A 24,305-nucleotide genomic window follows, 5' to 3' on the forward strand; every position below is an offset into this window, starting at 1 on the left:
TTTATTCAGTTGGTGGTACGCTCGGGTGCTCCCCGAGGAACTTCTGCGCTAACTGCGAGAAGTTCTGTTGGTCTTTAATTAAAAATGCGTCGTATTTGTCTGGGTTCCAGATTTCCACCCGGTTCCCCAGCCCTACCACAATGGCCTCCTTCTCAATCTCGGCGTATCGCACCATGGTGCGCGGCAAGATGAAACGTCCGGCATTGTCAAGCTCAATCTCAGTATTCCCCCGGAAGAAATTCCGCTGGAAATGCCGGTACTCCTCATTGAACTCGTTCAGCCCCGCTACCCGGTCATAGATCGTTTTCCACTCTGTTCTGGGGTACAACACCAGGCAAGGCTCAAACCCACGGGTTAAAACCACCTGGTTTCCGCACTCCTCGGGCAGGTTGGATTTGATTTTGGCAGGCAGCACCAATCTTCCCTTCGGGTCTAGCTTACATTCGTATTCGCCGGAGAGGAAGTTCATGGTAGCTTAGGCAGTGACGACAGTCTTTGGTACAAAGCAAAAGTACTAAAGGGCGAAGCAAAGTCAACCACGGTCTCCCACTTTTTCCCACTTTGTGGATAAATCATGGTTATCCACCCCACTTATGCACATTATCCACATTTTTCCTCTAGCACTTCGGGATAAGTTTTGGAAAACGTTTCTGAATTATTTGCTAAATAACACGTGAATACTTACTCAAACAATTAACAATCAGGAGTTTAGTTCATTTAACAAGCTTTGGGAACCGCTGAAAAGCGCCGGTGGAAGGAAGGTGGAGGAAAGTGGAGCAAAATTCCATATCTTTGTGGTATGCGTGGGAAACTCCGACATATTGTGCTTCTGGCGGTGGCTTTTTGCCTCCTGACGGGCTCTATTGGCGTGGCGGCAACCCATAGGTTTTGTGCCATGCTGGGCATGTCGCCGATAGAGGAAATAGGCCTTCAATCTGGGGGTATGGAATGCTGCGCGGCGGAGAAAAAGTCTTCTTGCCAGGACGAGGTCACCAAGGTGGAACAGCAGTCTTGCTGCAGCTCCTCCGTGACCTACCACAAACTGGACATTCCTTCCACCTTGAAATTCAGCAAGGTGGAATTACTGGCGCTCATGCCGGTGCTTACCACCTCTTTTTTGATGCCGCCGGTAAGCACCGCGCCGGCCATTGGTTCCTGGGCTTTTTATTCAGACAGCTCCCCACCGCTGGCGGGCAGAGAACTCCTGCACCGGCTGCACACCCTCATCGTTTAGGTCCTACTTTTCGCTTTTAAGGCAGAATACATCTTAACCGGTGCTTCTGCCCTTCAGAAAAGATGTTGAATCTAAATGAAATCCAATCCATGTTATCTAATATACGTCGTGCTTTTCAGGGAATGACACTTATCGGGCTACTGCTGCCGTTGGCTGGGCAAGCCCAGAACCTGGCGGGCCGCGTGGTAGATGCCGCCAACGCCACCCCGCTAATTGGGGCCTCGGTGATCTGGCTGGGCACAAACCAGGCCACCAGCACCGATTCCAACGGCCACTTTACGCTGGCTCCTGCCCCTGCAGCGCAAACAGCCATTTTGGTCAGCTACATCGGCTACAAACCAGACACCGTGCAGGTGCAGGGCCGCGCCCATATTGTGGTGCAACTGAAATCTGTTACCTCCATCAAGGAAGTGACCATTACAGGCAAACAGGACCGCTACTCAGCGCTTACGCCTACCAACTCCCAAGTGATCACGGCAAAAGACCTGACCAAATCGGCGTGCTGTAACCTGGCCGAGAGCTTTGAGACAAACGCCTCGGTGGAGGTTTCCACCTCAGACGCGGTGTCCGGGGCCAAACAGATCCAGATGCTAGGCCTGGACGGGGCCTACACCCTCATGACCACCGATAACGTGCCTGCCCTGCGCGGCCTGGCAACCCCCTACCGTCTGAACTACCTGTCTGGGACTTATATAGAGGCCATTGACATCATCAAAGGCACCGGCTCGGTGTTGAATGGCTATGAGTCTATTTCAGGGCAGGTGAACGTGCGGTTGAAAGATCCGGAGAAGTCTGACCGGGTGTTTGTGAACCTCTATGGCAACAGCCTGGCCAAGTGGGACGCCAACGTGAACACCTCGTTTACGCTTACGCCCAAACTGAGCACCGTGCTCATGCTCCACACCGACCAACTCAGCAACCGCGTGGACAACAACCACGACGGTTTCCTGGACCTGCCTCTGGGCAAGCACTACAACGTGTTCAACAAGTGGAAGTACAACACAGGCAAGCAATGGGTAGCTGAGATAGGTGTGCAGGCGTTGCGTGAAACCAGAACTGGAGGCCAGGTGGGCTACCGCCCCGGCATGCCACAGGAGGAAGGCAGTTTCTACGGCACCCAGTCAGAGACTGCCCGCGTGAGTGGCTTCTCTAAGACTTCTTACACCTTCAAAGACAAGCCCTATCAGAGCATCGGATTGATTCTGTCCGGAGCCCGGCACGACTTTGACTCGCATTACGGCACCAGGCCTTACAAAGGCTTCCAGAACAGCGGTTTGGCCAACCTGATTTTCCAGTCTGCGTTTGGGAACACAGCGCACACGTACAAAACCGGTCTGAGCTACCAGTACGAGGACTATCAGGAGAATCTGGCCGGTAGGCGTCTGAAGCGCCGGGAGCGGGTACCAGGGGCGTTTTTCGAGTATATTTACCAAAACAGCACCAATCTGACTTTGGTGGGCGGTGTGCGCGCCGATCACCACAACCTGTACGGTTGGGTGTATACGCCCCGCTTCAACGTGAAGTACGATTTCACCCCCAATTCCATCCTGCGCCTGGCGGCCGGGAAAGGCTTCAGGGTAGCCAACCCCATTGCCGAGAACGTGGCCTCGCTCATCAGCAACCGCGCTTTCTATTTCCAGAACGATCTGCAGCCCGAGAAAGCCTGGAACCTGGGCGGAAGCTTCACGCAGTACTTTGAGGTGGGTGAGCGCAAAGGCGCCTTCATCACCGACTACTACTATACCACCTTCCAGAACCAGATTGTGCCTGATATGTACAGCAGTCCGTTCCAGGTGGCGTTCACGAACCTGAACGGAAGGTCATTCTCCAAAAGCTTCCAGGCGGAGGTGCAGTATGAACTCACTTCCATGCTGGACGTGAAAGCGGCTTACAAGTATTTTGACGTACGCACCACCTACAACGGCGAGTTGTTGCGGCGGCCTTTCATCCCCAACCACCGGGCGTTCCTGAACCTGGGCTTCGCGACCCCCTTTGACAAATGGCGCGCCGATGTAACGGCCCAGTGGTTCGGGAAGAGGCTGGTTCCATCCATGGACCATGACATGAACCACCACGAAACCTCCATCATGACCAGAACTGTTAGCCCGTACGCGGTGTTTAATAGTCAGATCACGCGGGCGTTCAAGCGTTGGGAAGTGTACCTGGGCGGCGAAAACCTGCTGGACTACAAACAGCGAAAACCGATTGTGGGCGCTGACAATCCCTTCGGGCAGGAGTTTGATGCCAGCATGGTGTGGGCCCCAATTGTTGGTCGGGTAATCTACGCCGGCATGCGCTTTACTTTAAAATAATTGCTTATTGTTGATTGTTCATTGTTTTTTCAAATAACCAGACAACAATCAGCAATGAGCAATCAACAATTAACCGTTTTGGCCTAACTATGGCAAAACAGGCTTAAAACAGAAGACAGAACATAAACGAATAAATCAACCATAACCTAAAACAAATGAAAACCCTTAAAATCTGGATGCTTTCCCTAATGCTCACTGGTCTGGCTTCTTTCTCTTTTGCCCAGGGCGGCGGCAAAGCCGAAGAGGTAAAAATCAAGACCTCGGCGGTGTGCGATATGTGCAAAGCCACCATTGAAAAAGGCCTGGCCTACGAGAAAGGCGTAAACAAAGCCATCCTGGATGTTGACTCCAAAGTACTTACCGTATCTTACAACGGCCAGAAAACATCATTAGAGAAAATAAGAAAAGCGGTGAATGACTTAGGCTATGACGCCGATGATACCAAGGCCACTCCCCGCGCCTATGACCGCCTGGATGGCTGCTGCAAGAAAGACGCCGTTCACTAAGCGCAACCAAATTCACTAACAAGAAAGCCTGTTCCCTAAGAGCAGGCTTTCTTGTTTTACAGCCTCATTTCGGAGCACCAGGAATCCCTGGGCGGAGGCACTTTATCTGCGGAAAACCCGGCTGGAAAGAGATCGCCTCTTACATCCACCGCTGGCTCCAAAACTATCCATTTAACCACTGGCACACAGCTAAGTCTTTTAACAAGTGATTCAGGCCTGATTTCACAAAAACAGTCCTAATCCAGCGCTTAGGCTTTTCACCCAGGAAATTTGGACGAAGGTTACTGACCGGAAAGAGAAAGCGCTTACCTTTAGTGTGCCATCATCTAAACCTGGCCTTATTGAATGCGAACGCCTAAACAACTTCTCTTCTGTGCTTTGCTCACGTTGAGCACCAGCGCCTTTGCCCAACAACTGCCCATGCCCCGAAACATCGCGGCAGCGTACCAGAAAGGTACTCGCAGCCTGGACGGCACGCCGGGTAAAAGCTACTGGCAGAACACCGCCGATTATACCATCAAGGTTGATTTTGACCCGTCTTCCCGGAAACTGGCCGGAACCGTAGACATTGCCTACACGAATAACAGCCCCGATACCCTCAAGGTGATCGTCTTCAAGCTGTACCCTAACTATTACCAGAAAGGAGCGCCCCGGGCCAACACCATAGACCCCGAAGACATCCACGAGGGCGTGCAGATTGAGCGCCTGCAGGTAAACCAGGAACCGCAGAACGTGCAGAAACTGCGCATTGACGGCACCAACCTAACTTTGCCCATCAAGCCGTTGGCACCCAAACAGAAGGCCAGTTTTTCCATTGCCTACCACTACACCCTAAACGCGGGCTCGCACATGCGCACCGGACAGGTAGACCCGCAGGGCGCGGCCTTCGTGGCATACTTCTTCCCGCGTATCGCGGTGTACGATGATGTGGACGGCTGGAACCGCATCCCGTACCTAGGCCCGGCCGAGTTCTACAACGACTTCTGCTCGTTCAACGCTGAGATTACCGTGCCCAAGGACTTTGTGGTGTGGGCCACCGGCGACCTGAAGAACGCCGATGCCGTGTTCACGAAAAAGTACGCCAAGCGCCTTCAGGACGCCGAAAAGAAGGACGCCATCACGGCCGTGATTGACAAAAGTGACCTGCAGCGCCGCGACATCACTGCCCCCAATGCCCGTAATACCTGGAAGTTCACCGCCGATAACGTAGTGGATTTTGTGTTCGCGACCTCAGACCATTACCTCTGGAATTCTACCAGCTTGGTGGTGGACCCCAAAACCAAACGCCGCACCCGCGTGGATGTGGCTTACAATCCAGAGCACCATGATTTTGAGGAAGTCATCCATTTCTCCCGCAAAACCGTGGAGGCGATGAGCTACACCTTCCCCAAGTGGCCTTTCCCTTACTCCCACGAAACCGTCTTTGATGGTCTGGACCAGATGGAATACCCCATGATGGTGAATGACAACCCCGTGAAAACCCGCGAAGACGCCATTACCCTCACCGATCACGAGATCTTTCACACCATGTTCCCGTTCTACATGGGCACGAACGAAACCAAGTACGGGTGGATGGACGAAGGCTGGGCCACCATTGGCGAATGGATTATTTCCTCCATCATCGAGCCCAAACTTGAAGACGATTATGGGGTGATGCCCTACGCCCAGATGGCCGCCACTGAGGCAGACATGCCCATCATGACCCTGACCAATCAACAGAACGGAGCTCCCTTCTTCCTGAACTCCTACCCCAAACCGGCCCTGGGCTACCTGTATGTGAAACAGATGCTGGGCGATGAACTCTTCACCAAAGCATTGCACCACTACATCTCGCAATGGAACGGCAAGCACCCCCTGCCCTGGGATTTCTTCAATGCCATGAACGCCGGCGCCGGCCGCAACCTCAACTGGTTCTGGAAACGCTGGTTCTTTGACGAAGGCTACCCAGACCTGGCCATCGCCAATGTGCAACAACAGGCCGGTCAGTATCAGGTAACGGTACAATCCAAAGGCACCAAACCCGTACCGGTGGAACTGGTGGTCACCTACGCAGATAATAGCACTGCAAAATTCAGTAGAAACGTGTCTGTGTGGGAAAGCGGCAACACCACTGTGCAGGTAGACTTCAAACCCGCCAAAGCCGTGAAGAAACTGGAACTGAAAGGCACCTACGTTCCGGATTCTTACCCCCGGGATAATGTGTATGAGGTGAAGTAAGGTTTTTATTTCCTTGCCTTTTTCTCACACCTATATACTTCATATTACCTACACACCACATTGTCTCCTGAAAGGATCTTGTGAGCAAACGGTAGTAGCTCTCATTCAAAGTCCAACTAGTTCGCACACAAGATTCTTCCAAGTTGACAAAAAAGGAGAAGGAGAAAAAGAAGAGCCAATGGCCATCCGGTCAAAATGAAAAGCCTCGGAAGGAGAAGTTCTATTCTCCTTCCGAGGCTTTTCATTTTGAGTCTCCTTTTTAAGAAACAGGGCTAAGACTTGCTATCTCCCTTTTACCAACCGGTCTTTCTCCTGGTACAGTTTCCACCAAGGCAGGTAAGGTTTGTCATGGTGCTCATAGTGGTACCCAAAGAAATAGCAGCTGATGAAGGCCCACAGGTGGTTCCGGCGCTGGGTAGATGATTTGTGCCGATTATCAGGCTCGTGCTCGCCGCGGTGCGGCAGGTACGTCCCGAAGTAAAAAAGCTGGAACGTGGCCAGTACCGCAGGCACCATCCAGAACAGGATGATATTCTCTTTTGGGAACCATAGCTGCAACAGGTTGTAGGCCACACCCATCAGGACCATCTGCACAATGGTGATGTACTGCAGGGCAAAGCTGAAAAACCACAGAAAGAAGTTTCCACCGTGGTAATCGGGGTCCTGGTCAGTGGCTACGTGGCGGTGGTGCAGGTGGTGTTTGGGGTACAGACGGCCGTAGTAATTGAAGGCGAACAGCCCGGCGGTTATGGTGCCCACAACCGTATTCAGCTTCTTATTACCGGGAGCTACCACGCCGTGCATGGCGTCATGGGCCGTGATGAACAGACCGGTGTACAAATGCGTCATCACCAGCACGGCCAGGTAAGTCAAAGGCGACCAGAAATTTACCTGCCAGTGCAGCAGAAACCACAGCACGCTCCCCCACGCCAGCAAAATAGCCGCCGCGATGATGATTCCGGTATGTTTCTGCAAGAATAGCCTCAAAACAGATTTACACTTTAATTGATTTTGCTGGCGCCTAATTAAACCCTGTGTCTTTCCTAAAGAGAGTTTACATCTCACTTGTTTACCCTTTAACTCTGATGCAAGTTACAAACTTGCAACATGATGGCTCTAAGTTGAAAACTTGAAGCAGAGGAATTATGATAGCTAAAATTCCAATGTTTCAGATTTACTTCTATAAATCAGGAGTTAACAAGGAATGGGGTAAGTAGCTGCGGCATGGCGGAATGTCTTCGGTTTGCTTTAAGCTTATTTTCCTAAAAAGAAGCCGTAAACAAACTAACCTTCCCTCCTTTTTCGTCGTGCTACTTGATACAAGATACCTACTACTAACCTAGAAAGTCACCAGGGCATTGCGCACTTCCTCCATTAGCCACATAGGCGTGGACGTGGCTCCGCACACGCCAATGGTATCGCCGGGCTCAAACCAATCCGGGTTCAGTTCTTCTACCTTTGAGACGAAGTACGTGTTGGGATTGGTGTCTTTACAGACCTGGTAGAGCACCCGGCCGTTGGATGATTTGGTACCGGATACGAAGATTACCTTGGCGTACTGCTGGGCAAATCGGCGCAATTCTTTGTCGCGGTTAGAGACCTGGCGACAGATGGTGTCATTGGCATCTACAGAGTAGCCGCGGGTTTCCAGCTCACTCTTGATGCGGTAGAAGTTATCGGTGCTTTTGGTGGTTTGGCTGTAGAGCGTGATGTTCTGGGGCAGCTCGTGCCGGAGCAGTTCGTCCAAATTTTCAAAAACTACGGCTTCGTTGTTTGTCTGGCCAAGCAAGCCAAGTACCTCGGCGTGGCCGTGCTTACCGTAGATGAAAATCTGGTCTTTTTTGTCGAAAGAGCTCTTGATGCGGTTCTGCAGCTTAAGCACTACCGGGCAGGAGGCATCTACCAGCGTGAGGTTATTCTGGAGCGCCAATTGGTAAGTAGAGGGCGGCTCGCCGTGGGCCCTGATGAGCACGCATTCGTCCCGCAGGGTTTGCAGAATATCATAGTTGATGATCCGCAGGCCTTTTTGCTGCAAACGCTCCACCTCCACATCATTGTGCACGATGTCACCCAAACAATATAGGTAGCCCTGTTCCTCCAGCAGGTCCTCGGCCATCTGAATGGCATAGATTACCCCAAAGCAAAAGCCAGAATTTGAATCAATATGTACCTGTAGCTGACGCATATACCCTTAACAGATTCTTTTCAGGATTGTTTGCTCGGTTTCCAGGTTTTCACCCAAAATTTCAGGCAGATTCCCTGGCCAAGCTTATCAAGCTGGATCCTCCAAAATGCTGCACTCTAAATTTCTCAGAGAAAACTGGCAAAATGGTGTTTACTTTTCAAGGCACGGGTTACGCAACAAACGTGCGCCGGAAGATCACTGTTTAAACGTAAATTCAGCTGATTGTTTATGGCTCTTTACAGGCAAAAACCTGCAAATTAAAAAGTTAACGTCTGTACTATTCCTGTGACATGTTTCAGCAAAGAGCCGCTAAATGGTAAGAAATATTGTAGTGCTTATTTAGAAGTAGACCTAGAAAAATACCTTACAAATAATCGCCATTGGTGAAAACGCCAATAAACTGTTTAAAGGTTGAGTTTAGCTACTTGCTGCTGTTCCTGTTCTGTAAGTAAATCTTTGCGCAAAAGGTAATCACGCATGATCTTGACGGTCTCGCTGGAAATGCCTGACTTTGGATGCTTGAGAATGGCCGACATGAATACCTTTTTATCGTCTTCCAGGTGGCTACTCATGTTCAGGTACCGTGGAATGGAGTTCTCAATGGAGAAACGCAGAAAACGCACCTCGGGGTCTTGATTGTCAATGGCCACGGCGTCTTCAAAAAACTGGGAAGACTGCCGCAGGTATTTAATCTTGGCGTACGGGCTCCAGACGTGTTTGGCCATAATGGCGTGCGATACAGCTTTGTAACCCAGTTTAAGCGGGTCTTTGCCCTGATACTTGTTCATGAGGTTCACAAACTTCTGGGCAATCTCTTCGTCCTTGGCGGCTGTCTGGTAATAATTCAACAGGGAGGCGTGTGCATACGGATCTGGTTTCTGCTGAGGAAACACCAGAACAAAGCAAAGGAAAAGAAGCGTACTGAGTAATTGCATCAGATAGTATTGAGCTGGAACCTAATATACGAACTTAACAATAAAGCGAACTTCGTATTATCAGGCACTCTTACGCGTTCTGCCAAAATTTGGGCGGCAGGAAGCTGCTTAATTTTCTTGAAAAGCTTTAAATAATAAATATAGGCCAGGTAAACACCTAGTTGGGCACCTCTTGGCAAGGCCAGAATACCCTCGTAGGCATCGTCAAAGTCCTGCTGAATGTCCTGCTCTATCTCCTCTTTGTCTTTGTTGCAGAACGACCGGAAATCCACTTTGGGGAAGTACACCCGGCCGCGGTCCTGGTAATCGCTGCGGATGTCGCGCAGGAAATTCACTTTCTGGAAAGCCGCTCCCAGGGCACAGGCCGAGGCCTTCAGTCGGTCAAACATCTCGCTGTCTCCTTCGCAGAACACGCGCAGGCACATCAGGCCCACCACTTCGGCAGAGCCGTAGATGTATTCATCGTAAAGGTCACAGTCATACTTCTGATCAGACAGGTCCATTTCCATGCTGCGCAGAAAGGCGTCAATGAACTCCTGGTCAATTTTGTACTTGTTCACCACCATCTGGAAGGCGTGGAGCACGGGGTTCAGGCTGATTTTCTCTTCAAGGGCCTGGTAGGTTTCCTGTTTGAACCGCTCCAGCAAACCAGCGCGGTCATGGGAATGGAACGTGTCCACGATCTCATCAGCGAAACGCACGAAACCATAGATGGCATAGATGGGATCATGGAACCTTGGATGCAGTGTTTTAATGCCCAAGGTGAAGGACGTGCTGTAGCGCTGGGTGATGAGCTTGCTACATTCCAGCGTGGTGTTGTCAAAAAGGGTCATGGGCGCCGGGATCATCTTCATAGGGTTAAGGTGGTTTCCTGTGGGGCAAAATCCTTCATAACCTCGGAGGCCACTACTTGTCCCGAGATAAGGGACGGCGGTACGCCGGGGCCAGGAACGGTCAATTGCCCGGTGTAAAACAGGTTTCGAACTTTCTTGCTTTTAAGGCTGGGCTTGAGCACCGCTGTCTGCAGCAGCGTGTTGGCCAGCCCGTAAGCATTGCCTTTGAAGGCGTGGTAATCCTTTATGAAATCTTTGTGCGCGTAACTTCGCTTATAGATGACGTGGCGCTTTACCTCCTGGCCCGTAATCTGCTCCAGGCGGTTCATCACCAACTGGTAGTAATGCTCCCGGGTTTCCTCCGTATCCTGCAGATCGGGGGCCACGGGGATCAGGATGAACAGGTTCTCCTTACCTTCAGGTGCTACAGAGGCATCGGTTTTGGAGGGCACAGACACATAAAAGAGTGGCTTCTTAGGCCAGGCCGGTTCTGTGTAAATCTCATGCGCGTGCGGCCCGAAATCCTCATCGAAGAACAGGTTGTGGTGTCTGAGGCCTTCCAATTTCCTATCCACGCCCAGGTAGAAGATGAGCGAGGAAGGTGCCATAACGCGGGTGTCCCAGTATTTCTGGGTATAGCTGCGGGCTTCGGGGGGCAGCAGTTTGGTTTCCAGGTGGTGGTAATCAGAACCACCAATCACCACGTCTGCCTCGTACTCGCCCTGCGCGGTGATGACTTTGGTGATAGTGCCGTTATCCAGTTCTAGCCTTTTCACTTCCTCCCCTAGCCTGATCTCCACGCCCTGCTCCTGCGCCAGTGCTACCATGCCTTTCACAATCTTGTGCATGCCACCCATGGGGTACCAGGTACCCAGCGCCATATCGGCGTAGTTCATGAGGCTATACAGGGCGGGGGTGTTCTGGGGCAAAGCCCCGAGGAACAGGATGGGAAACTCCATCAGCTGGATGAGCCGCGGGTGCTTGAAGTACTTGTGCACGTGTTTGTGCATGGACTGGAAAACATCCAGGCGCAGCACATCCACTAGCAGCTTCACGTCAAGAAACTCAGTCAGGGATCGGCTGGGTTTGTAGACCAGGTTGTTGATGCCCACCTCGTATTTGTAAGCGGCCTGTTTCAGGAAAGTACGCAGCCTGCCAGCAGATCCGGGCTCTAAAGACTCGAACAGCGCCTCTAATTGGGGCATGCTAGCGGGCAGTTCCATGGTATCCTGGGGCCCGTACAAAACCTGGTAAGATGGGTCCAGGCGCTCCAGGCGGTAGTAGTCAGCGGTGGTTTTCCCGAACTTTTGAAAAAACTGCTCAAAAACGTCGGGCATCCAGTACCAGCTGGGTCCCATGTCAAAGGTGAAGCCATCGGCGGAAAACACGCGGGCGCGACCACCGGCCACCTCGTTCTTCTCCAGCAAAGTAACCTTATAACCGGCCTGCGCCATACTGGCGGCCGCCGCCAAACCGGCAAAGCCGGCCCCAATGACAATTACTTTTTTCCTGGAGAGATCGTGCATGTGTGAAGCATCAATGTGAAAGGACAACCCAAAATCTGGTACTTATACTGAAATACCAGATTTTTTGCTGAAACAAGTTACATTCTTTTTCGGGCATAATCCAGTTTTGCCGCTTTCAGGCAGAAACTGGATTGGTACTCAAATGACTAGAAAGATCAGTCTGCGTAGGCGTACCCTTTCAGTTCTTGCTTCAGTTCTTTGCGGGCCAGGTGAATCCGGTTTTTAACGGTCCCAATGGGCAGCTTCAGCTTATCGGCTATCTCCAGGTACTTATATCCCACATAGTACATCATGAAGGGGGTACGCAGCTCCTCGGGCAGATGATCAATGGCGGCATAGATGTCATTGAGGGCAAAATCGCCGGTGGCCCGGTTCACGGCAATCATGCGGTCATCAGCGGGATGGGTCTGGATGTAGTCGTTAGTGTCCACGTTGCTGGACCGTTTGGTGACCTTGTTGTAATGGTTGATGAAGGTGTTGCGCATGATGGTGTACAACCAAGCCTTCAGGTTGGTGCCCGCCTTAAACCTATCGCGGTTCACGAAGGCTTTTAAAAGCGTTTCCTGCACTAAATCTTTCGCATCATCACTATCACGGGTCAGGTTGTACGCGGCGGGACGGAGGGTTGGCGCCATGCGCTCTACGACGGAAGTAAATTCTAGTGCAGTCATTTTGTTTAATGTTTAAAATCAAACGTTAAACAATAATACGAGAGATGAAGGAATAAAGCCAGCCTTTGTGGAAGAATTTTTTAATTATTTTAAACCAACGAGAATTAACCCAGCCGAAAGCTGATGGTTCAGGAAGGAAATAGCTCTGGTTTAGCGGAAGATTGGGGGCACTTCACCCAGGTGTTATTGTTCAGTTAAAAGGCTCTTGTATTGCACAATGGCAATACATACTAGAAAGGATAGCCCACCGGATTTCACCTGGGAGAAAAAACTTGAAAAAATCTGCGGGAGGTGGTTGGAAATAAGGTGCGTTCTTTCTGCCTGTTTTGCCAAAAACAGGAAATAGACGTGCTCTAAAGGCAAACGCCAACAGAAAGTATCAGGAAATAAATTTAAGACAAAGTAAAAAGCCAATCCCTTTTACTCTGCAAACACAGACTAAGTCATAAAGCGGAAGACATGGAGCGTCTCTCTGCTTAAACCAAACTTTCTAGAAAAGGAAAACCTAAGGCCATGAAGAAAAGCATAAAATGAACTTCCGCCAGCAAATCAGGCAGACACCATGTTGTACTGGGAAAGCCACTTTTCAAAACTTTCCAGCGTCTCAAAGTACGTCACGTTTTGAGGCAGATTTTCCTTAAACGGCTGCAAAATGTAACCGCTCAGCAATAGGTGAACATCTGGCAGTTGTGCCAGCAACTGCTGCAGGTATGTTTCTACCTCATCTCTGATGGGCGCCGTAATGAAGGAAGAACAGATGTACTGCGCCCCAAACTGCTGGGCGGCCACCACCAGATCAGTTAGCGGTAAGTGCTGGCCCAGGTACAATGTCCTGAATCCCATGGCCCTGAACTGGAAGTGGCTATAAAGCAAAGAAAGCTCGTGCAGCTCGCCCTCGGGGAGGTACAGGAGCACTTTGGGGGCCTCGGCGCTTCTGCTGAGCCGCTGCCCGTCAATGGCCACCAGCATTTTCTGCCTGATGAGTTGGCTGATGAAGTGCTCATGGGCGGGGGTGATGTTGCCCGTTTGCCACAGTAAGCCAATTTTGTTGAGAAACGGATAAACGACTTGCTTGACAGATGCCGGGAAACCCAGTTGCAGCACCGCCCGGCTGAGCACCCGTTCAAACAGACCCTCGTCCAGCTCCACCATGGCAATGATGAGTTGGCTCATGAACTGGTCCTGGCCCAGCTCAGCTTCGGTGACTTTCAAGACCTCGCTGGCTACCTGGTCTGGCGGTAGTTTGGCAATGCGGGAGATCTTGTATCCTTCCTGGTAAAGCAATGCCACATTTAGCAGGTTCTTCAGGTCGGCGTCATCATAGTACCGGATATTGGTAGCCGTGCGCTTTGGGGCCAGCAGCTGGTAACGCTGCTCCCAAATACGAAGGGTATGGGCCTTAATGCCCGACAGATGCTCTAACTCTTTAATAGAGTAATTCGCCACAGGAGAGAGGTTAGAAACGGAACGTAAAGTTAACGCTTCCGGGCGATACGAAAGAATTTAGGATGCACCCAGAGCATACCAAATGACTCTGAGTTGTCTTTGTCTTTGGCTTTGTGGTGCACTTTGTGCGCAATGTCCAGGGCCCGGAGGTAAGTGCTCTTTGTTTTGCCAAACAGCCTGAGCCGTCTATGGATAAACAAATCATGCACCAGGAAATAGGCCGCACCGTACAGTGAGATGCCTACCCCAATCCAGAACCGGTAGTCATGCTTTTCTGAGCCGTAGATAAAGCACAGCATGGCAATGACCCCGTAGAACACAAACGAGACATCGTTCAGCTCAAAAAGATGGTTGTGTTTGGTGTGGTGCGATTTGTGGATGCTCCACAGAAAGCCGTGCAGCACGTATTTGTGCACCGCCCATGCCACCAATTCCATCGTAACAAAGGTTCCTAAAACTATCGCCGCGTTCGTCAGCATACTCTCTCAACCAGCAGTTTGGTCAATTGTTTAAAATAAGTTTTAAAGGTAGTGAATACGCGATTACCCCGGGAAAAAATGCAGTTGATGAAACAGGAAACCCGCTCCCCTTGGGCTTACCAGGTCATGGATTGCTTGTCAAGGAAAGCCTGGATACCCAGGTGGCAATCATCGGTGGCACGGGCCAGAGCGTTACGCTCAGCGGCGTATTCCAAAGCGTCTCTTAACGGAAGTTCCTGCACCCGGGCAATCATTTCCTTTGTGACTTCCATGGCCTGCCCTGAGTTCTGCACGCACAACCGTTTAGCCAGATCCCGCACGGTCTGGTCCAGCTCTTCTTCGGGCACTACTTCATTCACCAGGCCAAAGGTTTTGGCTTTCTCCGCTGAGATCAGGTCACCGGTGAGGAGCAATTCCTTGGCCCGGGCCTCTCCTATTTTCCTGAGCAGGAACACTTTGACAATGGCAGGCAGAAACCCTATTTTGACCTCGGTGTACCCAAACCTGGCCGATGGTACGGTATAGGTGAAATCGCAGACGGTGGCCAGCCCGCAACCGCTGGCAATGGCTGGTCCGCTCACCTGCGCAATGACCACTTTCTTCAAGGTATAGATCTGGTAGAAAAGCTGCATGAGGTGTGAAGAATCCTCCAGGTTCTCAGCGTAGGAGTTGTTCTTCAGTTGCTGCAGGTACTCCAGGTCAGCACCCGCGCAGAAAGCCTGCCCCGATGCTTTGAGTATGACCACTTTGCATTCGTCATCATTCTCTGCGGTGTCAAAGGCATGCTTCAACTCGGTTACCATTTGGTAATTGAGGGCATTACGTTTCTCAGGACGGTTCAAAGTAATAGAAGCCACCCGGTCTGTGCAGTGGTAATTCACATATTGAAGCGCAAAGGTTTCCGTAGCGGGGTTATGCGATTGTTCCATATCTCTCTTTACGAAGCATTGGTTTGAAAGGTAAGAAAATTGCACCCTGACTGTCATGAAACCTGCGGGGGCAAGCACCCTGACCACTTGATTCTGCCTCCGGCCGCCGTAAAACCTTCCTATCCTGGATAGAAATGCACTTAACTTGAAAGCAATTCGCCTGGCACTCACACTTGAGTTGGTGGCTCTCTCCTAGGTCGGATCTTCATATTCAAGACGCCTTTTCCCGGGAAAAGGCTGCTTAGGTGCATAAAAAAAGCCCGGTCTCAAGAGATACCGGGCTTTTTAAATATCAATCCTGATTACATGTTGCGCATGCCTTCCATCCAGGGAATGAGGTCTTTGATCATGGGTTCCAGGCTGCTGCCGTGCCCACCGCCGGGTATGGAGACAAACTTGAGGTCAGGCACGTTGGCCGCTTTCATGGCATTGTAGGTGGATACCGTATTGCTGTAAGGCACCATTATATCTGCCGTACCGTGATATAACCGGGTAGGGCTCTTAGGCACCCAGTTGGTCAAGCTGTTCCGCTTCAGGGCATCTTTCAAGGCTTGTTCCCCGTTGCCGCGCAACGCCGCCATAAAGGTAGGGTTGAATAGTTTCGCCGGATCTTTGGCCAAAGCACTGTTAATGGAGGAACTGGTGCGGGTACCGTCTATCAACTCCTGGATACGGGTGGCGTAAGGTTCCTGGAAGAAATCGGTCAGAGGCCGGTTCCAGTCGTAGGTCTTGTTGTAGGCCTGCAGGATAAAGGCTAGGTTCGCAGGGTACTCATAGGGCTTCCCGCTTAACACCATCGCCAGCATGTGCTCCAAGTCATATCCGCCGGCACCAGCGCCAGAGGCAGTTACCGTTAACCCATGGTCCGGATGCTCTTCAATCTCTTTCTGGGCCGCCAAAGTCACGTAACCCCCTTCTGAGTAACCCGCCAGAAACAGCTGGTCAGAAGTTTTCACATTGTTCTTCTTGAAGAAGGACTTACCTGCTTTGATCATGTCCACCACGGCGGTGCCGGAGTGTTTCAAATCATAGTACGGGTGCAGAATCTGCTTAGAGGCACCATAGCCAATAAAGTCTGGAACCAGGGTGAGGTAACCAGCGGCGCCAAAGGGCTCAAAGCCCGTTAAAGAAGTCACCTGGAAATTGCTTGGGGCATATTTCTGGTCAAAGGTAGTACCATGGTGCGCACTCAAGATGGGAGCCGGCGCCGTCATGTTCAACGGAACCACCATCAAGCCTGAGGCCTGTATTTCCTGCCCGTTGTATTGGGTGAGGTAAGTGAGGCGGTACACATCCACGTCGTATTTGATGAGGGTAGCCAACTCTGACCGTCCATTAGAGACGGCAATCTCCTTCAAGCCGGCGGCCGGAATAGTGGTCAGTTTCTCCGCCGAGACCAGAAGGTCCTTCTCGGCTTGTACCACTGGCGGCTGCTCCATCACCTCGGTTTCCTTGCAGGAGGAGAACCAGGAGGTAATAGCCAACAAGGCTGATAATATTATCGTTTTCAAAGTATTTCCCTTTTAAGTTTGTATGATTTATAAAGGATTAGGGCTTACCTAAAGTTCCTTTTTAACGGTCTGCTTTGGGCCTAATTTTAGTAAAACAGGCAGAAAATGCTTTTGTTTACCCAACGACAGGATTCATCCGAAATTGTCCTTTTCCGTATAAACAACCTAGAACCTTACAGTAAAAACCATGCCTAAAAAATCATTCCAGGAAATCATCAGTAGCCCGGGCATGCCGGTGCTGGTAGACTTTTACGCCGATTGGTGCGGACCCTGCAAGACCATGGCGCCTATTCTGCAGCAGGTAGCCCGCCAGTACGAAGGGAAACTGAAGGTGATTAAAATTGACGTAGACAAGAACCCAGCCGTCGCCCAGCAGTACCGCGTGCAGGGCATCCCCACGCTCCTGCTCTTCCACCAGGGCAAACAACTCTGGCGCCAGTCCGGCGTGGTGCCCGCCCACCAGTTAAGCCAGGTAGTGCAGCAGCACCTGAAGTAGACAGGAACTGGTTTGGGCTTGTTTTCCGTAAATCAGGCTAAAAACGGGCGAACTCTGCCGTCAGCCGCAGGATCAACGGCAAAACCGGGACTTCCCCTCCTCGAGGGGTTTAGGGGTGGGTAAACGTTTCCGGCTTGTTTTCAGAAAATCAAGGCTAAAACACCACACCGTTGTGCGTAGAGTTAGCGACAGCGCTCTTCGCACCTCCCGGACAGCCAATCTCCTGATTGGCCTTCCCTGTCAGAAGCAGGATTCTCGGAATAGGTAAGATTATCAGGATTTGGCTGGGAGAAGCAGTTGACACAGACGCTCGCAGGACCTCCGGACGCTACGAGGTCTTTTGAGCAAGCGCTATAGCCGAGGCATGCGGAAATTCCCATCCTGATTTAGGATTTAGTGGTCCAGTTTTTCCTTCAGTGGCAAGGTCAGGTGGAAAGTGGTTTGCACATGCGGGGCCGAGGTGGCGTGCAATACGCCGCCGTGCTGGCGCACGATCTGGCGCGACAGACTCAAGCCAATGCCGGAGCCTTCGGGTTTGGTGGTGTAGAACGGAATGAAGATCTGCTCCTGCGAATCTGCCTCAATGCCGGGGCCGTTGTCAATCACCTCAATACGCACCATGTGGGGTTGCTTGTGGTCCAGCACCGCCCGCAGGATCACAGCCGGATGTGCCACCACACTGCAAGCTTCCATGGCGTTTTTCAATAAATTCAGCAAAACCTGTTCTAATTGCTCGGCATCCGCCGAAAGCCAAAGTTGCTCCTCGGGTAGTTGCAGCACGAAAGCGATGTTGCGACTCTTCATCTGCGGCTCCACCAGGCGGCTCACGTGGCCGCAGAGCGCCTGCAAAGACAGTTCCTCCAGGTGCGGCGGCGGCACGCGCGTGAGGCGGCGGTAATTCTCCACGAAGTGCTGCATGCCGCGGGTCCGTTTCTCAATGGTGCGCAAACCCAGTTGCAGATCTTCCATGGTATCTTCCTCCATGTGGCCCGCCTCCATGAGGGGCGAAAGCTCAGACTGCACCAGGTCGCTGATGGACGAGGTAAGCGAGATAATGGGCGTCACCGAGTTCATGATCTCGTGGGTGAGCACACTGATGAGTTTCTTCCAGGATTCCAGTTCCTGCGCCTCCATCTCTGAGCGGATGTTCTGGAAAGACATGATCCTGACTTCCTCGTTCTGGAGCCTGATGGAGGTTATATGCACCGTAAGCAGGACTTCCTCGGTGAGCTGGCGTAGCCTGATGAGGCGCGCATCGTTCCGGGGCTCGGCAAAGGCCACCTCGGCCAGGGCCGGATACATGCGGTCAATGGAATGGATGTTCTGCAGGAAAGGCAAATCCAGGAGGCGGTGCGCGGCTTTGTTCATGAGCTGCACGTGCCCCTCGGCGTCAAACGTGATGAGCCCGATGCGCAAATGCTCCACCACGCCCTGCAGGTACTGGTGATGCACTTCTTTCTCGGCCTTGATGCGGGCGAAAGCCCCGGTGATGTCATTGAACATGGTGTGCAGCTCGCGGTACTGCGGCGGGGCGCCCTCCACCGCAAAACGTTGGGTGAAATCTGAGTGCCGGATGGCCAGCAGGAAGCGGATGAGGTCGCGGTTCGTGCGCTGCACGTACTCGGTGAGTTCCAGCACCTGTCCCGCCGCCAAGACCAGCAAACAGAACAGTGAGATGTACCAGCCGTGCACGGAACCTACGTACACTGCCACCAGCAGCGTGAGCGCCAGAAACACCACCCGCGCCAGCACCCGCACCGTGAAATAGTTGTAGTTATAGACCATGCTTCTCTATGCGACGGTACAAAGCGGTGCGCGTAATCCCCAACTCTTTGGAGGCATGCGTGATGTTGCCGTTGTGCTTGAGAAGCGCCTGCTGCACCAGCGTTTTCTCCACGTTCCCCAAAGTTGCCTCGGTATCAAGCGTCACCGCGGTATGGGTGGAAGGCTCCGCCAGGTACACATCCGATGGATGAAGATGCCCGGGTTCGCTCATGATCACGGCGCGCTCCATGGTGTGCTCCAGTTCCCGGATGTTGCCCGGCCAGGAGTAACCCAGCAGTTTCTGCAGCACCGCCTTCTCCAGCCGAAGGTTTGGTTTTTGGTACTTTTTGGAAAAAGAGGCCAAGAAATGCTCAGCCAGCGGCTGGATGTCTTCTTTGCGCTCGCGCAACGGCGGCAGATGGATCTCCACGGTATTGATGCGGTAAAGTAAATCCTGCCGGAAGCGGCCCTGCTTCACCATCTCGTACAGCGGCATGTTGGTAGCGCTCACCAACCGGATGTTCACCGGCCGCGGCCTATTGGAGCCCACTGGCGTGATCACCCGGCTTTGCAGCGCCGTCAACAGCTTGGCCTGCAGCGGCAGATTCAAATTCCCGATCTCGTCCAGGAACAGGGTTCCGCCGGAGGCGACCTCGAAGCGGCCGGCGCGGTCTTCCTTGGCATCGGTGAAGGAGCCTTTCACGTGCCCGAACAGCTCGCTTTCAAACAAACTCTCCGTGACGGCTCCTAAATCAACAGGGATGAAAACCTCTTTGGCGCGGTGCGAGAGGCGGTGCAGCAGCCGGGCCGCTACTTCCTTTCCGGTGCCGTTTTCGCCCAGGATGAGCACGTTGGCATCGGTGGTGGCTACTTTCTCCAGGGTCTGGTACACGCGCTGCATGGCCGGCGACGAGCCTACCAGTTCTACGCCCAGCTCGTTAAGGGTCTGGTTCAGGTGTTGTTGCTTGGTGCGGAGATGCTGTACTTCTGAGGTGGACTGGCGCAGTTTGCACGCTGAGATCATGGTGGCCAGCAGTTTCTCGTTATGCCAGGGTTTCACCACAAAATCAGTGGCGCCCAGCTTTAGGGCCTGCACGGCAAGGTCAATGTCGCCGTAGGCGGTCATCATGACTACCACAGCCTGTGGGTCTACTTCCAGGATTCTCTGCAGCAAATCAAGCCCCTCGCGGCTGGAGGTGGCTCCGGCGGTGTAGTTCATGTCCAGCAAAATCACGTCATAGGGCTCTTTCTGGAGCAAATCGGGGAGGCGCTGGGGGTTTATCTCGGTGCGCACTAGGGAGAAGTGTTGTTTCAGGAAGATGCGTCCGGCGGTGAGGATATCTTCCTGGTCATCCACAATCAAGATGCGGCAGGTCATTTTGCTCATAGGGCAAAGGAAAGTTCTAGGGTGAATGCCGGGCCAATACAAGTAGGGTGCCACAAGAGCCAACCTACGGTCACCAGGGGCTTAAACGCTGGTCCTCAAGGGCTTTCTCCTGCCTCTGGGGAGCCTGCGGCGGAAGGGGTGTACGCTTACAGACGAATAAATGTACGAAACCGTGCACTTTGAGGCAAGCGCTAAAAGCCAAATCCGGCAAATCAACTCACTGTCTGCAACTTAGCTAATTTGGCATTGCATTTGGGATGCCTGTGTTGGCACCTGCCTCCGGTCTAGCCGCTTCTGTTTAGGGGCTGTTTTCCGGAAATCAGGGCTAAAACAGCCGCCACCTAAAACTCGCCTATACCAGACCTATGCTAAAAATTGTCAATCTCCAGAAAAAGTACACCACCGATGAAGTGGAGACCACGGCCCTCAACGGCATTTCCTTTGAAATAAAACCGGGCGAGTTTGTGGCCATGATGGGCCCCTCGGGCTGCGGAAAATCCACGTTGCTCAACATCATCGGGTTGCTGGACAATCCCAACAGCGGCGAGTTCTGGTTTTTGGACAAGGAGGTTTCCCGGAGTTCTGAGCGCCAGCGCGCCGATCTGCGGAAGCACCACATCGGGTTTGTGTTCCAGAGCTTCAACCTCATTGACGAGCTCACCGTGCAGGAAAACATTGAATTACCGCTCATCTACCAGAAGCTTTCCGGCCAGGAGATCAAAGAGCGCGTGAACGAGGCCATGGAACAGATGCAGATCGCGCACCGTCGCAACCACTTCCCGCAACAGCTCTCGGGCGGACAGCAGCAACGGGTGGCCATCGCGCGGGCGGTGGTCAGCAAACCCGCCCTGCTCCTCGCCGATGAGCCCACCGGGAACCTGGACTCAGCCCACGGCCGCGAGGTCATGGAACTGCTCAGCGCCCTGAACGAGGCCGGCACCACCGTGGTGATGGTCACCCACTCCCCTTCCGACGCCGACTACGCCCACCGCATCATCCGCCTGCTGGACGGCCAGATTGTAACCGAAAGCATCACCGAGCGGCATGCGGCGAGAGTTCTGAGTCCGGAGTTCTGAGTCATGAGTTGAAAAACAAAGATTGCTGTACTGCTGGCCCGAGCGTCCCGCTCGTGTCCTCAAGCATTCCTGATCTCACACATATTGATTGATTGATTGATGATTCGGAAAATAAAACATTCAACAATGCGTGCGGACAGGGACGCTCGCGCCAGCGATTGCAACGATGGAAGCCTTCCGTTTAGGGCTTCTTTTTAGAAAAACAGGCTTATAACCACCACCTGCTTTCTTTGACTCAGAACTCAAGACTCAGAACTCAGGACTTCCTTTTTCCCGCGTTTTCCTTGACTCAAGACTCAGAACTATAGACTCAGAACTACTACCGCAATGTTCAAAAACTATCTGAAAGTAGCCTGGCGCAATTTGGTGCGCCAGAAGATCTACTCCACCATCAACATCGCCGGGCTCACCATCGGGATCACGGCTTGTATTTTGATCTCGCTGTACGTGCTGGACGAGTTCAGCTATGACCGCTACCATGTCAACGCTGACCGCATCTACCGCGTTACCCGCGACTTCAAGAGCGATGACGGAAGCGTGAGTCTGGCGCTGGGGCACGTGGCGCCGCCGTTCGGGCCCTTGATCGAGCAGGATTTCCCCGATATTGAGAAGGTCGCGCGCGTGCTGAACACCCAGGTTTTGGTGGAGGACAAAGAGCAGCAGAAAGCGTTCAATGAGAAGCGCGTTTACTTCGCGGAGCCTAACTTGCTGGACATCTTCACCATTCCCATGCTCAAGGGTGATGGCAAGAAGGCCCTCACGGAGCCCTACACCCTGCTCATGAGCGATGCCATGGCCGAGAAATACTACCCCGGCGCTGATCCGGTGGGGAAGGTTTTGCAGGTCTTCAGTAAATACTCGGTGAAGGTAGGCGGCGTGTACAAAGCGTTTCCGGCCAACTCGCACATGCACCCAGATTTCCTGGTTTCTTTCAACACCTTAGCGGATACTGCCATTTACGGCGCCAAACAGCTGGCTACCAACTTCGGGAACAACTCCTTCGGGACGTACCTTTTGCTGCCTAAGAACTATCCGGCCCAGAACCTGCAGGCTGCTTTCCCGGCTTTCCTGGACAAACACCTGGGCGGCTCAGACCACGCCCGCGCTCGCAAACCTTCTGAGTTCACCACCCTGCACCTGCAGAAAGTCACCGATGTGCACCTGCGCTCGCACCTGGACTCTGAGGAAGAACCCAACGGCGACATCAAAACGGTCATGATCCTGAGCGCGGTAGCGTTGTTCATTCTGCTCATCGCCTGCATCAACTACATCAACCTTTGTACCGCCCGCTCTACCAGCCGGGCGAAGGAAATCGGCATTAGAAAAGTGGTGGGTGCGCACCAGCAGACCCTGGTGGGACAGTTCCTGATGGAGTCTATTTTGGTGGCCATTTTGTCAACTATTCTGGCCCTGGGCCTGGCCGAGGCGCTTTTGCCCTGGTTGAACAATTTCACGGGTAAAACGCTGGAACTGGATTTATTCTCTAGGCCTTACCTGCTGGGCATCATCGTGCTGCTTCCGTTGGTGATTGGGGGCATGGCGGGCTTGTACCCGGCGGTTTACCTCTCCAAGTTCAGGCCGGTGCTGGTGTTGAAAGGCTCTTTGAGCAGCGGTGCCCGCAACCCCTTCCTGCGCAAGACACTGGTGGTGGCGCAATTCTCTATCTCTATTGTGCTCATTATTGCCACGGGCGTTATTTCCCAGCAACTCAACTACATGCAGAACAAGGCGCTGGGCTTTGACAAAGAGCGGCTGGTGGTGTTCAACTTTGACAACGGGCTCACCGACAAATACGACGCGTTCCGGAACGATCTGGTGGCCTCGGCCAATATCCAGAACGTGGGCCGCTCGCTCTTGGTACCCTCCAACCGGTTGCTCAACTCCATGGGCGCCTCGGTGCTGCGCGGCGATTCTTTGCAGGGCACCAATCTGGCCATCAGGTTCGTGAACGTGGACCATGACCTGTTCCAGACCTACGGCGTGAAACTGGTGGCTGGCCGCAACTTCCTCAAAGACCACCCCACCGATACCGCCTCCTTTATCCTGAATGAATCCTCGGTGCGGATGATTGGGTGGAAGAGTCCGCAGGAAGCTATTGGCCAGGTTTTCAAGTACGGTGATACCAAAGGCCACGTCATTGGCGTGGTGCGCGACTTCCACTTTGAGTCCATGCACGAGGCTATTTCGCCCATGGTGTACCTTTTGCCGCCCAACAATAGAAACTACAGCAACATCACGGTGAAGTTCAAGGGAGACCCGCAGGAGGCGCTGGCCCACATCCAGGCCACCTGGAAGAAGTTCCTGCCCAGCACCCCTTTTGAGTACCAGTTCATGGATGACATGTTTGGCAAACTCTACGAGGCCGAGGTCCTGAAACAGCAGATTTTCACCATTTTCGCGGCCATCGCTATTTTCATCGCCTGTCTGGGGCTGTTCGGGTTGGCGTCTTACACCGCCGAGCAGCGCACCAAAGAGATCGGCATCCGGAAAGTGCTGGGTTCCTCGGTGCGGGAGATCATCATGCTGTTGTCCAAAGACTTCGCCCTGCTGGTGATTATCGCCATTGCGCTGGCTTCGCCGATTGCCTGGTACAGCATGGACCGCTGGCTGGAGGATTTCGCCTACCGCGTGCCGCTGAACTGGAGCACCTTCATTCTGACCGGACTCATTGCCATGACCATTGCCATGCTCACCGTCAGTTTCCACGCCGCTAAAGCCGCTTTCCTCAACCCGGTGAAAGCGCTTAGAACCGAATAACCTTTGCCTTTCCGTTTGAGGCTGGTTTTCTAAAAACGGCC

At 52.7% G+C, this 24,305-nt stretch carries 20 protein-coding genes; 7 read left to right on the forward strand and 13 right to left on the reverse strand.

Features of this window, described 5'->3' with window-relative positions:
- Window position 1: 1 nt before the first annotated feature.
- Window positions 2-469: a division/cell wall cluster transcriptional repressor MraZ gene (gene mraZ / locus J3P34_RS21635; RefSeq protein ID WP_210465481.1), complete on the reverse strand. Its 468-nt coding sequence runs from the start codon at window positions 467-469 to the stop codon at window positions 2-4.
- A 330-nt stretch (window positions 470-799) separates the two neighbouring features.
- Here mraZ and J3P34_RS21640 point away from each other — a divergent pair, with 330 nt between their 5' ends.
- The 4 genes from J3P34_RS21640 (at window position 800) to J3P34_RS21655 (ending at window position 6,269) form a co-directional block, all read left to right on the forward strand.
- Window positions 800-1,234, forward strand: a complete 435-nt coding sequence (locus J3P34_RS21640; RefSeq protein WP_210490711.1) for a hypothetical protein — start codon at window positions 800-802, stop codon at window positions 1,232-1,234.
- An 89-nt stretch (window positions 1,235-1,323) separates the two neighbouring features.
- Complete coding sequence (locus J3P34_RS21645; RefSeq protein ID WP_210490712.1) at window positions 1,324-3,546, forward strand: TonB-dependent receptor; 2,223 nt, start codon at window positions 1,324-1,326, stop codon at window positions 3,544-3,546.
- Window positions 3,547-3,701: 155 nt separating this feature from the next.
- Window positions 3,702-4,052: a heavy-metal-associated domain-containing protein gene (locus tag J3P34_RS21650; protein ID WP_210490713.1), complete on the forward strand. Its 351-nt coding sequence runs from the start codon at window positions 3,702-3,704 to the stop codon at window positions 4,050-4,052.
- 345 nt (window positions 4,053-4,397) lie between these two features.
- Window positions 4,398-6,269 carry a M1 family metallopeptidase gene (locus J3P34_RS21655; RefSeq protein WP_210490714.1) on the forward strand — a complete coding sequence of 624 codons (1,872 nt, stop codon included), beginning with the start codon at window positions 4,398-4,400 and terminating at the stop codon, window positions 6,267-6,269.
- A 282-nt stretch (window positions 6,270-6,551) separates the two neighbouring features.
- Here J3P34_RS21655 and J3P34_RS21660 read toward each other — a convergent pair whose 3' ends face one another.
- From J3P34_RS21660 to J3P34_RS21705, 10 genes are all read right to left on the reverse strand, one after another.
- Window positions 6,552-7,244, reverse strand: coding sequence for a fatty acid desaturase (locus tag J3P34_RS21660; RefSeq protein ID WP_246853849.1), 693 nt, complete (start codon window positions 7,242-7,244; stop codon window positions 6,552-6,554).
- A 364-nt stretch (window positions 7,245-7,608) separates the two neighbouring features.
- Window positions 7,609-8,454: a 4-hydroxy-3-methylbut-2-enyl diphosphate reductase gene (locus tag J3P34_RS21665; protein WP_210490716.1), complete on the reverse strand. Its 846-nt coding sequence runs from the start codon at window positions 8,452-8,454 to the stop codon at window positions 7,609-7,611.
- 404 nt (window positions 8,455-8,858) lie between these two features.
- Window positions 8,859-9,389 carry a hypothetical protein gene (locus J3P34_RS21670; RefSeq protein ID WP_210490717.1) on the reverse strand — a complete coding sequence of 177 codons (531 nt, stop codon included), beginning with the start codon at window positions 9,387-9,389 and terminating at the stop codon, window positions 8,859-8,861.
- Complete coding sequence (locus tag J3P34_RS21675; protein ID WP_428480486.1) at window positions 9,389-10,243, reverse strand: phytoene/squalene synthase family protein; 855 nt, start codon at window positions 10,241-10,243, stop codon at window positions 9,389-9,391. Before J3P34_RS21675 ends, J3P34_RS21670 begins: the two co-directional genes overlap by 1 nt.
- Window positions 10,240-11,748, reverse strand: coding sequence for a phytoene desaturase family protein (locus tag J3P34_RS21680; RefSeq protein ID WP_210490719.1), 1,509 nt, complete (start codon window positions 11,746-11,748; stop codon window positions 10,240-10,242). Before J3P34_RS21680 ends, J3P34_RS21675 begins: the two co-directional genes overlap by 4 nt.
- A 155-nt stretch (window positions 11,749-11,903) precedes the next feature.
- Window positions 11,904-12,419, reverse strand: coding sequence for an RNA polymerase sigma factor (locus tag J3P34_RS21685; protein ID WP_210465490.1), 516 nt, complete (start codon window positions 12,417-12,419; stop codon window positions 11,904-11,906).
- Between the two features lie 549 nt (window positions 12,420-12,968).
- Complete coding sequence (locus J3P34_RS21690) at window positions 12,969-13,865, reverse strand: MerR family transcriptional regulator (protein ID WP_210490720.1); 897 nt, start codon at window positions 13,863-13,865, stop codon at window positions 12,969-12,971.
- Window positions 13,866-13,894: 29 nt separating this feature from the next.
- A complete protein-coding gene (locus tag J3P34_RS21695) occupies window positions 13,895-14,344 on the reverse strand; it encodes a sterol desaturase family protein (RefSeq protein WP_210490721.1) in 450 nt (149 codons plus the stop codon).
- Between the two features lie 116 nt (window positions 14,345-14,460).
- Window positions 14,461-15,273 (reverse strand): enoyl-CoA hydratase/isomerase family protein, encoded by an 813-nt coding sequence (locus tag J3P34_RS21700; RefSeq protein ID WP_210490722.1) that lies wholly within the window; start codon window positions 15,271-15,273, stop codon window positions 14,461-14,463.
- A 302-nt stretch (window positions 15,274-15,575) separates the two neighbouring features.
- Entirely contained in the window at window positions 15,576-16,784 is a 1,209-nt protein-coding gene (locus tag J3P34_RS21705; RefSeq protein ID WP_246853850.1) for an alpha/beta hydrolase family protein, read from the reverse strand.
- A 187-nt stretch (window positions 16,785-16,971) separates the two neighbouring features.
- Between J3P34_RS21705 and trxA the strand changes: the two genes are divergently transcribed.
- Window positions 16,972-17,280: a thioredoxin gene (gene trxA / locus J3P34_RS21710; protein ID WP_149090592.1), complete on the forward strand. Its 309-nt coding sequence runs from the start codon at window positions 16,972-16,974 to the stop codon at window positions 17,278-17,280.
- 393 nt (window positions 17,281-17,673) lie between these two features.
- Here trxA and J3P34_RS21715 read toward each other — a convergent pair whose 3' ends face one another.
- A complete protein-coding gene (locus tag J3P34_RS21715) occupies window positions 17,674-19,065 on the reverse strand; it encodes a sensor histidine kinase (RefSeq protein ID WP_210490723.1) in 1,392 nt (463 codons plus the stop codon).
- Window positions 19,055-20,431: a sigma-54-dependent transcriptional regulator gene (locus J3P34_RS21720; RefSeq protein ID WP_210490724.1), complete on the reverse strand. Its 1,377-nt coding sequence runs from the start codon at window positions 20,429-20,431 to the stop codon at window positions 19,055-19,057. The genes J3P34_RS21715 and J3P34_RS21720 overlap by 11 nt, the downstream gene beginning before the upstream one ends.
- Before the next feature lie 365 nt (window positions 20,432-20,796).
- On the opposite strand from J3P34_RS21720, the gene J3P34_RS21725 reads away from it, so the two are divergent.
- A complete protein-coding gene (locus J3P34_RS21725) occupies window positions 20,797-21,507 on the forward strand; it encodes an ABC transporter ATP-binding protein (RefSeq protein WP_210465496.1) in 711 nt (236 codons plus the stop codon).
- 327 nt (window positions 21,508-21,834) lie between these two features.
- A complete protein-coding gene (locus J3P34_RS21730; RefSeq protein ID WP_210490725.1) occupies window positions 21,835-24,264 on the forward strand; it encodes an ABC transporter permease in 2,430 nt (809 codons plus the stop codon).
- Window positions 24,265-24,305: the final 41 nt, after the last annotated feature.

Origin of the sequence: Rufibacter aurantiacus (genome assembly GCF_017916345.1) — a bacterium.
Taxonomy (GTDB): domain Bacteria; phylum Bacteroidota; class Bacteroidia; order Cytophagales; family Hymenobacteraceae; genus Nibribacter; species Nibribacter roseolus.

Excerpts from the sequence above, each read along its gene's own strand:
- J3P34_RS21720 (WP_210490724.1), bottom strand. The coding sequence starts at position 20,431 with ATGAGCAAAATGACCTGCCGCATCTTGATTGTGGATGACCAGGAAGAT.
- J3P34_RS21645 (WP_210490712.1), top strand. The coding sequence starts at position 1,324 with ATGTTATCTAATATACGTCGTGCTTTTCAGGGAATGACACTTATCGGG.
- J3P34_RS21730 (WP_210490725.1), top strand. The coding sequence starts at position 21,835 with ATGTTCAAAAACTATCTGAAAGTAGCCTGGCGCAATTTGGTGCGCCAG.
- J3P34_RS21685 (WP_210465490.1), bottom strand. The coding sequence starts at position 12,419 with ATGACTGCACTAGAATTTACTTCCGTCGTAGAGCGCATGGCGCCAACC.
- J3P34_RS21700 (WP_210490722.1), bottom strand. The coding sequence starts at position 15,273 with ATGGAACAATCGCATAACCCCGCTACGGAAACCTTTGCGCTTCAATAT.
- J3P34_RS21650 (WP_210490713.1), top strand. The coding sequence starts at position 3,702 with ATGAAAACCCTTAAAATCTGGATGCTTTCCCTAATGCTCACTGGTCTG.
- J3P34_RS21640 (WP_210490711.1), top strand. The coding sequence starts at position 800 with ATGCGTGGGAAACTCCGACATATTGTGCTTCTGGCGGTGGCTTTTTGC.
- J3P34_RS21675 (WP_428480486.1), bottom strand. The coding sequence starts at position 10,243 with ATGAAGATGATCCCGGCGCCCATGACCCTTTTTGACAACACCACGCTG.
- J3P34_RS21725 (WP_210465496.1), top strand. The coding sequence starts at position 20,797 with ATGCTAAAAATTGTCAATCTCCAGAAAAAGTACACCACCGATGAAGTG.
- J3P34_RS21695 (WP_210490721.1), bottom strand. The coding sequence starts at position 14,344 with ATGCTGACGAACGCGGCGATAGTTTTAGGAACCTTTGTTACGATGGAA.
- trxA (WP_149090592.1), top strand. The coding sequence starts at position 16,972 with ATGCCTAAAAAATCATTCCAGGAAATCATCAGTAGCCCGGGCATGCCG.
- J3P34_RS21670 (WP_210490717.1), bottom strand. The coding sequence starts at position 9,389 with ATGCAATTACTCAGTACGCTTCTTTTCCTTTGCTTTGTTCTGGTGTTT.
- J3P34_RS21655 (WP_210490714.1), top strand. The coding sequence starts at position 4,398 with ATGCGAACGCCTAAACAACTTCTCTTCTGTGCTTTGCTCACGTTGAGC.
- mraZ (WP_210465481.1), bottom strand. The coding sequence starts at position 469 with ATGAACTTCCTCTCCGGCGAATACGAATGTAAGCTAGACCCGAAGGGA.
- J3P34_RS21715 (WP_210490723.1), bottom strand. The coding sequence starts at position 19,065 with ATGGTCTATAACTACAACTATTTCACGGTGCGGGTGCTGGCGCGGGTG.
- J3P34_RS21665 (WP_210490716.1), bottom strand. The coding sequence starts at position 8,454 with ATGCGTCAGCTACAGGTACATATTGATTCAAATTCTGGCTTTTGCTTT.
- J3P34_RS21680 (WP_210490719.1), bottom strand. The coding sequence starts at position 11,748 with ATGCACGATCTCTCCAGGAAAAAAGTAATTGTCATTGGGGCCGGCTTT.